Source organism: Enterococcus hulanensis (genome assembly GCF_005405485.1).
Taxonomy (GTDB): Bacteria; Bacillota; Bacilli; order Lactobacillales; family Enterococcaceae; genus Enterococcus_A; species Enterococcus_A hulanensis.
The window spans coordinates 105,154-117,704 of record NZ_BJED01000016.1; the positions used below are offsets into that span (position 1 = coordinate 105,154).

The window sequence follows — 12,551 nt, forward strand, 5'->3', positions numbered from 1 at the left end:
TGGTAATAGGGAGAATCAGACTTTGCTTTGTTGTGGATATCATAAAACGGCGCAAAAGTATACAAATGTATACAAAAATGCTAAAATAGACTTGAAATAAGAAGGAGAGAGTAACAATGGCAACTATCCGAATTGATGATGATTTAAAGAAAGAAGCCGATGAAATGTTTGATGAAGTAGGGATGAACACGGCTGTTGCAGTGAAGATCTTTTTAACGCGATTTGTTAAAACAGGCAAATTCCCCTTTGAAATAGAAACACTGGATTACCAGCCTAATAAGGAAACCCAAGAGGCCTTCAAAGAAACTGAGGAGATGATTCAACAAGACGACCTTAACAATTCTGAGGACTTGCAAACGTATTTTGAGAGAATGAAAAAGGAAGCCAACGATAATGCTTAATTACCGAACGACAAAGCGTTTTGACAAGGATGTGAAGAAGCTGATCAAGCAAGGTAAGCCGCTTGAAAAGCTGCAAAAAGCGATGGACTTGCTGATAAATGAAGAAGAATTAGGTCAGGAGTACAAACTCCATCCGTTAGAGCCCAAGAATCAAATCCCTAAACGGTGGGACATGCATATTGGCGGGAAGTCTAGTGATTGGGTGGTCATTTTCTATTACGAATTCGAAAAGAACACGATTATTTTTGAACGAACGGGAAGTCATTCTGAGCTGTTTAAGTAATATGCTGCAAACAAAGGAACCTTTGAGGGTTCTTTTTTTGTTTGTCCTGATTCCGATGTTATATTTTAGGGTACACCGATTATAAGCAGTCGAAACCAATCGAAGTGTTCAGCGTTTTTTTTAAATTCAATCAACTTTTTTTGGTCTACTTGCAGATTTTGCGGCGTGATAAATTAAGGATGAAGGTGAGGATGATAATGAATAACGATTATGTAGATAGTAAACAGCGAAAGTTTTTGATCGTCAAACGTTTGCTTGAACAGGAGCATCTGAGTTATCAGCAGCTGTCTGAGGATTATTATGTCTCGCGCAGCAGCATCGCTAATGATATTTCTTACATCAAAGAATTATTTTCGAAAGAAGATTTGGCGTTGACCTTTGATAATTCAGGTACTTTTTTCAAAGGTTCAGAGGTTCAAATCCAAAAAGTTTTAAAACGAATCGTTCTCAATCTGCTCAATAATGAGCAGCCGACAGCGCTTTTTATCGAACCAGAATTGATGGAAAAAGTCTCCAAGGGCTTCTATCATGCATTGGGTGAAAAAAAGATCGAGATCCCTGAAAGCTACACGCAAAATATTATCGTTTCGATCGTCTTAATTATTCAGCGTGCCAAGGAAAATCATCACATTCATTTAGAAGGAACGAATCAATATGGACAGTTCTTTTTGGAGTTTGATAAGTATCCGTTAGTTTATGGGCTTTTAAATGAGCTGGAGGAGCAGAATATTTACAGCTTTTCACAAGAGGAGATTCAATATCTGACTTATTTGATCGTCGGCAGCGGGTTGCGTTTTTTCATGAAGGATGATGCTATTCCCTTTGCTTTTCGCGGGAAGGTGCGGTTTTTGATTCAAAAGGTTAGTGAAGGTCTGCAAATTGACCTGACTCAGGATAGCCGTTTGGAAGAGGACTTGGTGGTTCACCTGTATCAGTTGATCTTGCGATTAGAAGCTCAGTCTTCTGTTGTGAATCCACTGATTGATGAGATCAAGCAAACATACCCAGCGCTTTACGGAGTCGTTTGGTTTGGACTAGCAGATTTTTGCAAGCCCTATCAAATTGCTTTATCAGATGATGAGGTGGGATTTGTCAGTATTCATTTTCAAGCGGCTTTAGAACGGGTCAAAAAGATGCACAAGATTCTCTTTGTTTGTCCTAACGGGATTGGCACCAGTTCCTTTGTATCCGCAAAAATACGCAGAATTTTACCGGATGTGAATAGTATCGAAACGGTCTCCACCTCAAAACTTGAAGGAATGGATCTGTCAGACGTTGACTTCATTATCTCAACTGTTGAGATTGCGGCTACTGAAAAACCAGTTGTTCGAATCAGTCCAATGGTGACGGTCAAGGATATGAAGCGGATTATGAATCATTACATTGATTTGATCATTGCCCGCGAGCAAAATAATTTGCCGAAGCTGGAGGTGGCAAGTGAGACAAAAGACTTTATCGCACGAAATATTTTATTCCAAAATTTTTCCACTAAAGAAGTAGCACTTAATTTTATGATCGATCAGCAGGACTTTTCTGATGAATCATTAAAAGAAAAATTCAAGCAATCCGTATGGGAGCGGGAGGAGTTACAGTCGACCTATCTGGATAATGGTTTTGCGATCCCTCATGGAGCACCGGAATTTGTTGAAAAAACAACAATCTCGATTTTAATTTTAGATAAACCGATCAATTGGGGAAATCAAAAAGTCGATATCATCGTCTTGTTAATGATCAAAGAAGAAGAGGTGCGAAAAGTAGAGCCTGTAATGGAATTAGTTATGCAGGGAATTGAGGATAAAAATTGGTTTATATCAAAAATGATGGAGGTTAAAGCATGAGTTTAGTAAATACGTTATTGCCAAGTGATCAAATCCAAGTCGTTGAAGCTATTGAAAGCTGGCAGCAAGCAGTTGCGCTCGCAGGCGAGCCTTTGCTGAAACGAAACTATATCACATCGGCATATATCCAATCGATGATCGCTAGTGTAGAAGAGCATGGACCGTATATGGTGCTGGCAGACTATTTTGCCCTAATGCACGCACGACCAGGAGAGGGTGTCAATCAACAAAGCATGAGCCTGCTGGTGGTGAAAGAACCTGTCGATATGCTGGATAAGCCTGTGAAAATTTTTCTAGTCTTGGCAGCCAAGGACAATCAAAGTCATCTGGAAAGTCTGCAGCGCATTATGACCATTTTTATGGATACACAAAAGTATCAAATGATCTTAGAGGGAAACAAAGCAGAGATTACTGAGCTATTTAATGAAGGAGGAAATGAACAATGAAAATTTTAGCAGTGTGCGGATTTGGTGTAGGCAGCTCGATGGTGTTGAAGATGTCGATTGATAAGGTGGTGAAAGAATTAGGCTTAAAGGCTACCGTTGAAAATACCGACCTTTCCACAGCGAAGGCAACACCAGCGGATGTTTATTTTACTAGTCAGGAATTACTGTCAGAGTTGAAATCATCAGTCAAAGCGCCCGTTTATCCGATTAAAAAATATATGGATGTTGCTGAAATACGTTCGCAAATGGAAAAATATTTAAACGAAAGAGAGGGATAAGTCAATGAGTTTTATTACAGATCACATTCTAAAAAATCCGCCTGTTTTACTTGGACTAATTGCCATGATTGGATTGCTCGTTCAACGAAAATCAATATCTGAAATTATTAAAGGCACGATGACTGCGGCTTTTGGGATGGTCATTTTAACCGCCGGTGTCAACATGCTGGTTGGAACGATTGCGCCGATCAATGCGGCAGTTCAAACACAGTTGGGGGTGAAGGTCGCGGAAGGACTGTCCGATGTTACTTTTACTGCTGAATATGGCGGCACAGTGGGGTTGGCAATGTTCTTAGGGTTGATTCTGCATTTATTGATCGCCCGATTCACACCGATCAAAACAATCTTCTTAACCGGCCATATGTTGTGGTGGTTTCCCTTTGTATTAGTCGCTGGCGGTGTTGAGGCCGGATTAAAGGGTACAATGCTGATTGTTGTTAGTGCGGTCTTGTCCGCCATTTATTGGTCAGTAATGCCGTGGATCATGCGGAAATATGTTTGGGATGCCACAGGAGATGATTCATTCTTGATTGGTCACCCTACAGGAATCTTATCTTTGATCTCAGGTTTTGTTGCTAAAAGAGTAGGAAATAAGGAAAAATCGACAGAAGATTTGAACGTGCCGGAAAGTCTGTCATTCTTTAGAGAAATTTCGATCACCGGTGGTTTGGTAATGTTCTTGATGAATCTCGTAGTGGGGATCATTGCTCCAGTCTTGATTCCAGAGGGTGGAAACTTAGTCATGTTCGCCATTGAAGCTGGATTGAACTTTGGTGCCGGCTTACTGATTATGCTGTATGGAGTCCGTTTATTGATCAATCAAATTATTCCAGCCTTTCAAGGGATCGCTGAAAAAGTCGTTCCCGGGGCAAAACCAGCCTTTGATGTACCGATTCTTTTCAATTATCGCCCGAACGCGGTAATTATCGGTTTCATCGTTGCCATGGTCACTTCAACTATCTTAGTGGTGTTAGCCAATAGTTTCGATCTATTTGGTATTTTGATCGTACCGTTAGTGATCACCAGTTTCTTTGAATGCGGCGGCGCTGCTGTGATCGGTGAAGGTCAAGGCGGTCTGCGCGGAGCAATTATCGGGACGATTACTGCGTCGGTAGCGATGGTTCTGTTGGTAGGTGTTTCAGCGGTTGTATTTAGTACGACGATCCAGAATTGGATATTAATCTTTGGTGGAAATGACCTTTCCTTATGGGGAATGGTTGGAAAATTAATAGGCAGCTTGTTTGGAGGTTTTTAAATGTTTCAATATTTTGATCGTATTCAGGAAATTTTAAAAGAAGTTGAGGTAAACGAAGCAGACGCGATCAATCAAACGATTGAGCTGCTAACCGATGCTAACTTAAAAGGAAAAGGAATTTATATTTTTGGCGCGAGTCATGCGGGAATTTTAGCTGAGGAATTATATTATCGTGCTGGCGGGATGATGACGGTCAATGCTATTTTTGGCCGAGAGCTGATGCTTGACCAGTCACCGATCACGGTTACGAGTAAAATGGAACGCTTGGAAGGGTATGGGACGACACTTGCCTCGACTATTCCTTTTAAAAAAGATGATGTATTGATTCTTCACTCGGTCTCTGGCAGAAATCCCGTAACGATTGATTTGGCTTTGAGTGCCAAAGAAAAAGGTGTGAAGATCGTCGCGCTGACCAATGTAAATTATTCAAAACAAGTGACTAGCCGACACTCTTCAGGAAAACGCCTCTTTGAGCTGGCTGATATCATTTTGGATAATCACGGTGATACCGGCGACGCTTGCTGCTCCATCGAAGGAATCGAACAAAAAGTTGGACCCAGCTCGACCGTAGTAGGCGCAACGATCTTAAACACGATCATCGTTGAAGTCACAAGGAAATTGATTGAGCATGGAGTTGAGTATCCGCCTATTTTCTATTCAGCAAATCTGGACGGCGGCGATCAGCTGAATCAAGAGCTGTTTAAAAAATACGAGAATGTCATTCATTACAGCTTATAAAACAAAAGCAGAGAAGCAGCCAACAATCGTGGCTTACTTCTCTGCTTTTTCGTTCCATTTTTTGGGGCTCCAGATATTTCCTTCCAGCGCAACCTGCAGACTTTCGTTGTCATCTTCTAATTGTTCGATGTACTTGATCGCTTCTTCGATAACAAAGCGCGACTTTTCATCTGAAATCGTTGCTAATTGTTCTTGCAGCCATGTATTTCGCATTTACTTCACCTCAAAAGCAGTGTAGCATAGAATTAATTGGTGGTCGGTGCGTGATGCTTGAGAGGAGATATACAATGGAAGTGAATGAAAGCGTTCTCTGCGAAATAAAAGCTGAGTTGACTGCAGCAAAAATCGAGCTGGAGCGATTGAAGCAGTTAGATTTTTCAAGTGAATTAAAAGATGAGCGGATCAAGTCGTTAAAACAGGAGATCCAACAGGCGGAACGCCTTTTGAATAAGTAAGCAGATTTTTAGCCTTCTATTTTTGCGGGTGGTAGAATAATTTTAAGAACAAGATTTGATTATTTTATCAAACAGGAGGGTTTATGATGGCAAACAACGATGAATTAAAAGGTAAAGTGAACGAAGCTAAAGGAAAAGTTACAGACGATGAATCAACCGAATTAAAAGGAAAAATCCAACAAGGCTTTGGTAAAGCAAAAGACAAAGCGAAAGAAACAGCAGATGATGTTGCTGGTAAGATCAACAAAAAAATCGACAAAGAAAAAGAAGATTAATCATTAAGACGGTTGAAAAATAGGTTTCATGCTCGGATTTTGAGTTTGAAACCTATTTTTATCTGTTCTGCTTTTTAAAGTTTAGAAAAGTTTAGTTGGCTATTCCTTTAGCGAAAGCTTCATCATACCTTCATTTTTTGCTGAAAGCCTTTTTCAATTGCTTTATAATAGAAAGCACAAGGAAAGGTTGGGGTTAGGGTGACGCAAACTGCACTGTTGGTAGTAGACATACAAACCGGGACATTGGCACCATTGATGGGAAAAGAAACTCTTTTAAAAAATGTGAACGAGCTGATCGATCATTTTCATCATGAAGAGCTGCCGGTCATTTTTATTAAGAAGGTCGGGTATGGGGAGCTTTCTAAGCAACTGCATCGAGAGGCAAATGATCCGGTAGTAACAAAGGTTCCGATGAATACGTTTAAGGCTCCAGAATTTCAGACAGTGATGAAAGAACAGGGACTGGGGAATTTTGTTGTGGTTGGATTAATGAGTAATGCCTGTGTTCAAGCGACTTGTAAAGGAGCTTTGGCTGAAAAATTTCCTGTGACATTAATCGAGGATGCTCATGATTCGGTGATCAAGCCCATGCGAAATGTTTGGAATAAAAAATTAAAAGGACTTGGCGTCACTACCATGACGACTAAAGAGTACATAGAAAAATAAAAGGAGCGGATGATTGTGCGCATTTTAATAGTTGGCGGTAAAGGAACGATCGGTCAAGCGGTCGTTGAGAAATTAAAGGACGCTCACGAGCTTATCCTAGCAGGCAGAACGAGCGGCGATGTACAGGTAGATTTGACTTCGGTGGACAGCATCGAAGCGATGTTCAAAAAGGTTGGTCATGTTGATGCCATTGTCAATGCATCAGGAGCCGCGAAATTTCAATTAGTAGAAGAGATGACTCCTGAGGACAATCTGGTAGCAGTCCAAAGTAAATTGCTGGGACAGATCAATCTGGCGCTGATTGGCCAAAAATACTTGCGTCATGACGGCAGTATCACGCTGACGACAGGAATTATGAAGGATGATCCAATTCCGGGAGGGGCGTCTGCGGCGATGGCCAATGGCGGAGTTGCTGCTTTTGTAAAATCTGCGGCCATTGATTTTACTCATGGTATTCGGATCAATTGTGTCAGTCCCAATGTTTTAGTAGAGTCTTATGATAACTATCAGGATTCCTTCAAGGGCTTTGTTCCTGTTCCGGCAGAACGTGTCGCGATGGCCTATGTTAAAAGTGTCGAAGGAAAACAAACTGGACAAGAGTATCAAGTATATTAATAAAGAGATCACCTTCGTGAAAAGCGAGGGTGATTTTTTTGTGCTGTCTATTCAAATCAGTTTTCAAAAAAAGACTCGCTACCTTTTAGGTCTGCAAGATTTTTTATCACAAACAAGCTGCAACTAGTTAGAGCAGCTTGTTTGTTTGCTAATATCAGGAATTTGAGTAGGGCAAAAATCGGCTTTAAAAAGCTATTTGAAAAAATATGGAATAATTTGGAATAAAATGGAAATTTATGATTGAAAATGGTCGGGATTCGTGGTATTCTTTGGTTGTACAAAACAAGGAGGAGGATAATGATGAAATTAGCCACACGGATCAATTCGTTTTTGCCAATTTATGACAATGATTTGAATAATGTCTTTGGTGCATTCAACGATTTAGGATTAGATTATGTTGATTTGAACTATCCAGAACATGTAGAAGGGATCGAAGCTTCTGACATGAATGGGATGCTTGCCAAGAACAACTTGAAATTAAATGGTGTTGCGTTACGCTTTAGAAGTGAGTTTATTAATGGTGAATTGGGGAATGCCGATTCAAAAATTGCGGCGGACGCCTTAAACTTATGTAAGCAGGCGGCTGATTATTGTCGCGACGCGGGCGGTAAAGTAGTTACGGTTTGGTTGGGATTTGACGGGTTCGACTACAGCTTCCAAATTAATTATCAAAAAGTTTGGAATCAAATTCGAAATGCGTTTATTGAAATCGCCGATTATGCACCAGATCTGCAAATCAGTATCGAATACAAACCATTCCAACCGCGAGCGTATGCCTTCATTGACAGCATGGGTGTGACCGGAATGATGCTAAATGAAATCAATCGTAAAAATGTTGGCGTGACATTAGACTATTGTCACATGCTGATGAAGCACGAAAATCCAGCTTTTGCCGCGGATATTTTTGGCAACCAGGGAAAGCTTTATGGAGTTCATCTTAATGACGGCTACGGGTTAAATGATGATGGCTTGATGATTGGTTCTGCTACACCGTTTAAAACATTAGAGTTTCTCTATTATATAAAGAAACATGATTTTGATGGCGTGATTTACTTTGATACATTCCCAATTATTGAACATGCCTCAAAAGAGTGTGAGCAAAATATGAAAATGATCAAGCTGCTCGATCAAATGATCGATACGGTGGGACTTGAGCATATTCAGTCGATTATTGATAAAAATGATGCAGTGGCAGCCAACCAATTGATGATTGATTTTTGGTCAGCAACAAGCAAATAAGACGATAAAAAAGGAAGTGGATAAAATGGACTACAAAGCAATGGCGAAAAGTATCTTAGAAAATATTGGTGGTTCTGAAAATGTTGGAAATATGACTCATTGTGCAACTCGTTTACGCTTAACCTTGAAAGACACTTCAAAAGCTGATGATCAAGCCGTCGAAAATATCGACGGTGTGATCAATGTCATCAACAAGGCAGGGCAATATCAGCTTTTGATCGGTACAGAGGTCGGAAAACTCTATGATGAATTCGAACCATTGGTTAAAGGGAATGGCGATGCTGCGGTTACTGATAGTAAAGAGGCTTCCTCTGGAAACATTATTAGCAGTATTTTTTCAGCAGTCTCAGCGATTTTCGCACCGATTTTACCGGCATTGGCGGGTTCCGGGATTTTACGCGGCTTATTGATTCTATGTGTACAGCTTGGACTTATCAGCGAAGGCAGCGGCACTTATTCGATTTTGTATGTTGCTTCTATGAGCGTATTTTATTTCTTGCCTGTCTTGTTAGCGTTTACTTCTGCGCGGCGTTTTGGCGCGAGTCCATATATTTCAGCCTTAATCGGCGCAGCATTAATTAATCCTGATTTTATTGGGTTGATGGGTGATGCAGGGAACGGTGCTACCACCGATTTCTTTGGAATTCCAGTGGTTTTGATGAACTATAATTCAACAGTCGTTCCAATTATTCTCTCTATTTGGGCATTTTCTTATCTTTATAAATTCTTGGATGCAAAAGTGCCAGAAACCTTGAAGCTAGTGATTGTTCCATTGGTGTCATTAGTGATCATGATCCCCTTAACCGTTATCGTGATTGGACCGATTGGTGTTTACAGCGGAGAAGCAGTAGCAAATGTTGTAAACTGGCTGATTGAGCGCAGCAGTGTCTTAACGGGGATTCTGGTTGGCGGCGGCTGGAGTGTCCTTGTAAGTCTGGGTATCCACTGGGCAGTCAATCCGATCATGATCAATAATATCTCTACGTATGGTTTTGACTACATCGTACCATTTACGTTTGCTTGTAACTTTGCAGTAATTGGAACAACTATCGGTGTTTATTTCAAAGCAAAAGATAAGAAATTACGCGGATTTGCTTTGACTGGTTTAGTTACAATCGCATTGTCGGCAATCATTGAAGCGACGTTGTTTGGTCTGCTTGTTAAAAATAAAAAGCTTTTCTTAGCACAAATTATTGGTGGAGCAGTCGGCGGGGCTTATCTTGGTTTAACTAAAGTTGTCACGAATGCGTTTGTTTTCGGCAGTGTCACGACTTTTCCAGCATTTGTTGAGAAAAATTCATCGAACTTCATTCAGGCTATGATCGGTTTACTGATTTCATTGGTAGTTTCAGCAGTATTGGCCTTCATTTTTACTAATAGAGATGAAAAATTAGCATAGAAAGAGGAAATGATAATGGGATTCTTTAATAAGAAGAGTTTGGTTTATTCTCCTGCAAAGGGATTGGTCAAGTCGATCGCTAAAGTAAACGATGAAATGTTTTCTACCAAAGCATTAGGTGATGGCTTTGCCGTTGAACCAGCAGATGGAACGATTACGGCACCGGTCAATGGGACTGTAACATCGATTTTTCCTACAAAACATGCGATTTCATTGAAAGGTAAAAACGGTTTGGACGTTTTGCTTCACATCGGAATTGATACAGTGGAATTAAATGGTTCGGGGTTCACGATTAAAGTTGAAGAGGGAGAAAAAGTTACTGCTGATACGGTACTGGCGGAAGTTGATTTTGATTTCTTGCAGGCTGAGGGTAAGGATACAGATGTGATGGTCGTTTTTACAAATTTGGATAAAAGGACTTTAGAAATTGAAGAAGGGCAAGCCGACACTGGCCAAGAAATTGGCGTTGTCAGCTAGTAATAAATGGAGGGGAAATCTTTTGAGCAGTAATCTAATCTGTCCTTCCATGATGTGTTCAGATTTTTCTAGTTTGGAAGCCGAGGTTGAGCACTTGGATCGAGCTGGGATAGATATTTTTCATCTCGATATCATGGATGGACATTTTGTTCCAAATTTTGGCATGGGGCTACAGGATGTAGAAACCATTCGCAAATTGACCAATAAATTAGTAGACGTTCATCTGATGATCGATAATCCTGGAGAATATGTAGAAAAATTCGCGGATTTGGGAATAGATATTATCTATTTTCATCCAGAAGCAGATACACATCCAGCGCGTACAATCGATAAAATCAAAAAGAAGCAGAAGAAAGTCGGTATTGCCATCAATCCTGGGACGAGTATCGCTTTAATTGAAGAGTTATTGCCAATGATTGATTATGTGATGGTGATGACTGTTAATCCAGGTTTTGCGGGGCAAGTGTATTTGAACTATGTTGACCGAAAAATCAAACGTTTAGCCTGTCTAAAGCACAATTATGATTATCAATTAATGGTAGATGGTGCAATTTCGGAGGAAAAGATTCTAAAATTAGGCCAGCTTGGAGTAGATGGATTTGTCCTAGGTACCTCCGCACTTTTTGGAAAAGAAGAATCCTACGAAGAACTCGTATCCAAGTATAAATCGGGAGATGAAGTATAGATGAAGCTAGCAATTGGGTGTGATCACGTTGGAATAGAACTAAAGCCGGTTATTGTCGAATTTTTAGAAGAGCTTGGGCATTCGGTACAAGATTTTGGCACGGATAGCGCGGCGCGTGTGGATTATCCTGATTATGCACAGGCAGTTTCGCAAGCCGTGGCCGCTGAAAACTGTGATTTGGGTATTCTGATCTGCGGTACTGGTGTGGGAATTTCTATTGCCGCTAATAAAATAAAGGGGATTCGAGCAGTAGTTTGCAGTGAGCCCTATAGCGCGAAGCTCTCAAGAGAGCACAATAATACCAATATCTTAGCCTTTGGTTCACGAGTGATCGGGCCGGAACTGGCGAAAATGATCACTAAGGAATGGCTTGATGCTGAATTTCAAGGCGGACGCCATCAAAAAAGAGTCGATCAAATCAGTCAACTTCAGAATTAATAGCAAGCAAAAAGAAGATGCAAAGTCCGTTGCATCTTCTTTTTCATTATCGAGTAGCTCCATGAGTTAATGGCGTAATTCGTATTGAAAAATACTTCTTAATGGAAGGAAGAATGATAAAAGTAGAAGTAGTATGATATAATTTGAAAAAAAGTGAATATTTTGTACGTTCACGTTCTATGGAGGTTCTTCATGATACCTTATGAAAGACAAGAAAAAATATTGGAAACACTAAATTCAGAGGAAATAATCAAAATCGAAAAATTGCATAGTATTTTGCCTGAAGTATCTATGTCGACGTTGAGAAGAGATTTAAAAGAATTGGAAAAAGCCGGAAGAATAGAGATGTTAGCCGGCGGAGCATTCAAAATTTGTTCGACCACCTCTGAAATGTCGATTGCCACCAAATCCACCTTGCATTCAAAAGAAAAAGAAGAAATAGCAGCCTTAGCCGCGGAACTCATTCATGAGGGGGACGTCATTTATTTGGACTCCGGTTCAACCTGCACGGCGCTGCTAAATAAAATTCTTAACCGAAAAATTACCATCGTAACGACAAATACTAGTGTCTTCAGTATTCAGCAAGAAACGCAAGCAGAGATCATTCTCCTAGGCGGAAGATATAATCCGGTAATCTCGTCATTGAATGGTCCTTTAACCGATTCTAATATTCAAACCTTCAATTTTCAAAAAGCTTTTTTAGGCGGCAATGGCATTGATGCGGAGAAAGGGGTCAGCACCCCAAATCTAGTTGAAGCAAATAAAAAGCAAGAGATATTAATCAACGCGAGGAAAGCCTATTTATTATGTGATAGTTCGAAATATGATAAAGTGGCCGCAGTTAAGGCCTTTAGTACAGAAGATGTAACAATCATTTCTGATGCCTATCATGAAAAAATTGGCGAGATCACAAAAATAATTTCACCCGATCGTAACTAAGTCGTTTAATAGAGAAGTGCAATCTGAGATTCGTTCAGATTGTACTTTTTTATTTATGGGCCTAGATGCCCAGTTTCGGACGTATTTTGTCCGAAACAAATAAACTACCCGCTATGCGGGTAAG

At 40.3% G+C, this 12,551-nt stretch carries 18 protein-coding genes; 17 read left to right on the forward strand and 1 reads right to left on the reverse strand.

Annotation, left to right across the window (positions count from 1 at the left end; translation table 11 throughout):
- The first annotated feature begins 116 nt into the window (after nucleotides 1-116).
- The 7 genes from FFR60_RS16865 to FFR60_RS16895 all read left to right on the forward strand — a co-directional run bounded on the left by FFR60_RS16865 (nucleotide 117) and on the right by FFR60_RS16895 (nucleotide 5,239).
- Nucleotides 117-401: a type II toxin-antitoxin system RelB/DinJ family antitoxin gene (locus FFR60_RS16865; RefSeq protein ID WP_137665037.1), complete on the forward strand. Its 285-nt coding sequence runs from the start codon at nucleotides 117-119 to the stop codon at nucleotides 399-401.
- Nucleotides 394-684, forward strand: coding sequence for a type II toxin-antitoxin system RelE/ParE family toxin (locus FFR60_RS16870; protein ID WP_137665038.1), 291 nt, complete (start codon nucleotides 394-396; stop codon nucleotides 682-684). The genes FFR60_RS16865 and FFR60_RS16870 overlap by 8 nt, the downstream gene beginning before the upstream one ends.
- A gap of 197 nt (nucleotides 685-881) precedes the next feature.
- Nucleotides 882-2,522, forward strand: a complete 1,641-nt coding sequence (locus FFR60_RS16875) for a BglG family transcription antiterminator (RefSeq protein ID WP_137665039.1) — start codon at nucleotides 882-884, stop codon at nucleotides 2,520-2,522.
- Nucleotides 2,519-2,968 (forward strand): PTS sugar transporter subunit IIA, encoded by a 450-nt coding sequence (locus FFR60_RS16880; RefSeq protein ID WP_088935420.1) that lies wholly within the window; start codon nucleotides 2,519-2,521, stop codon nucleotides 2,966-2,968. Before FFR60_RS16875 ends, FFR60_RS16880 begins: the two co-directional genes overlap by 4 nt.
- Nucleotides 2,965-3,246 carry a PTS sugar transporter subunit IIB gene (locus FFR60_RS16885; RefSeq protein ID WP_088935419.1) on the forward strand — a complete coding sequence of 94 codons (282 nt, stop codon included), beginning with the start codon at nucleotides 2,965-2,967 and terminating at the stop codon, nucleotides 3,244-3,246. Before FFR60_RS16880 ends, FFR60_RS16885 begins: the two co-directional genes overlap by 4 nt.
- 4 nt (nucleotides 3,247-3,250) lie before the next feature.
- Entirely contained in the window at nucleotides 3,251-4,501 is a 1,251-nt protein-coding gene (gene ulaA / locus FFR60_RS16890) for a PTS ascorbate transporter subunit IIC (RefSeq protein ID WP_088935418.1), read from the forward strand.
- The gene (locus FFR60_RS16895) at nucleotides 4,502-5,239 is read left to right on the forward strand and encodes a sugar isomerase domain-containing protein (RefSeq protein ID WP_137665040.1); all 738 of its coding nucleotides are present in this window, start codon (nucleotides 4,502-4,504) and stop codon (nucleotides 5,237-5,239) included. It begins immediately after the preceding gene.
- A 33-nt stretch (nucleotides 5,240-5,272) separates the two neighbouring features.
- Here the strand turns inward: FFR60_RS16895 and FFR60_RS16900 are convergent, their stop codons facing one another.
- Nucleotides 5,273-5,452 carry a hypothetical protein gene (locus FFR60_RS16900; protein WP_088935416.1) on the reverse strand — a complete coding sequence of 60 codons (180 nt, stop codon included), beginning with the start codon at nucleotides 5,450-5,452 and terminating at the stop codon, nucleotides 5,273-5,275.
- 74 nt (nucleotides 5,453-5,526) lie between these two features.
- On the opposite strand from FFR60_RS16900, the gene FFR60_RS16905 reads away from it, so the two are divergent.
- From FFR60_RS16905 to FFR60_RS16950, 10 genes are all read left to right on the forward strand, one after another.
- Nucleotides 5,527-5,694 (forward strand): hypothetical protein, encoded by a 168-nt coding sequence (locus tag FFR60_RS16905; RefSeq protein WP_171004962.1) that lies wholly within the window; start codon nucleotides 5,527-5,529, stop codon nucleotides 5,692-5,694.
- An 86-nt stretch (nucleotides 5,695-5,780) separates the two neighbouring features.
- A complete protein-coding gene (locus FFR60_RS16910) occupies nucleotides 5,781-5,969 on the forward strand; it encodes a CsbD family protein (protein WP_010741677.1) in 189 nt (62 codons plus the stop codon).
- A 198-nt stretch (nucleotides 5,970-6,167) separates the two neighbouring features.
- Nucleotides 6,168-6,635: a cysteine hydrolase family protein gene (locus FFR60_RS16915; RefSeq protein ID WP_137665041.1), complete on the forward strand. Its 468-nt coding sequence runs from the start codon at nucleotides 6,168-6,170 to the stop codon at nucleotides 6,633-6,635.
- Nucleotides 6,636-6,650: 15 nt separating this feature from the next.
- Entirely contained in the window at nucleotides 6,651-7,250 is a 600-nt protein-coding gene (locus FFR60_RS16920; protein ID WP_137665042.1) for a short chain dehydrogenase, read from the forward strand.
- A 300-nt stretch (nucleotides 7,251-7,550) separates the two neighbouring features.
- Nucleotides 7,551-8,489: a sugar phosphate isomerase/epimerase family protein gene (locus FFR60_RS16925; RefSeq protein ID WP_137665050.1), complete on the forward strand. Its 939-nt coding sequence runs from the start codon at nucleotides 7,551-7,553 to the stop codon at nucleotides 8,487-8,489.
- Nucleotides 8,490-8,514: 25 nt separating this feature from the next.
- Nucleotides 8,515-9,888: a PTS transporter subunit EIIC gene (locus FFR60_RS16930; RefSeq protein WP_137665043.1), complete on the forward strand. Its 1,374-nt coding sequence runs from the start codon at nucleotides 8,515-8,517 to the stop codon at nucleotides 9,886-9,888.
- Nucleotides 9,889-9,903: 15 nt separating this feature from the next.
- On the forward strand, nucleotides 9,904-10,365 hold the full coding sequence (locus tag FFR60_RS16935; protein ID WP_137665044.1) for a PTS sugar transporter subunit IIA: 462 nt from the start codon (nucleotides 9,904-9,906) through the stop codon (nucleotides 10,363-10,365).
- A 22-nt stretch (nucleotides 10,366-10,387) separates the two neighbouring features.
- Nucleotides 10,388-11,050: a ribulose-phosphate 3-epimerase gene (gene rpe / locus FFR60_RS16940; protein ID WP_137665045.1), complete on the forward strand. Its 663-nt coding sequence runs from the start codon at nucleotides 10,388-10,390 to the stop codon at nucleotides 11,048-11,050.
- Nucleotides 11,051-11,488 (forward strand): ribose 5-phosphate isomerase B, encoded by a 438-nt coding sequence (rpiB, locus tag FFR60_RS16945; protein WP_137665046.1) that lies wholly within the window; start codon nucleotides 11,051-11,053, stop codon nucleotides 11,486-11,488.
- 192 nt (nucleotides 11,489-11,680) lie between these two features.
- On the forward strand, nucleotides 11,681-12,427 hold the full coding sequence (locus FFR60_RS16950) for a DeoR/GlpR family DNA-binding transcription regulator (protein WP_137665047.1): 747 nt from the start codon (nucleotides 11,681-11,683) through the stop codon (nucleotides 12,425-12,427).
- Nucleotides 12,428-12,551: the final 124 nt, after the last annotated feature.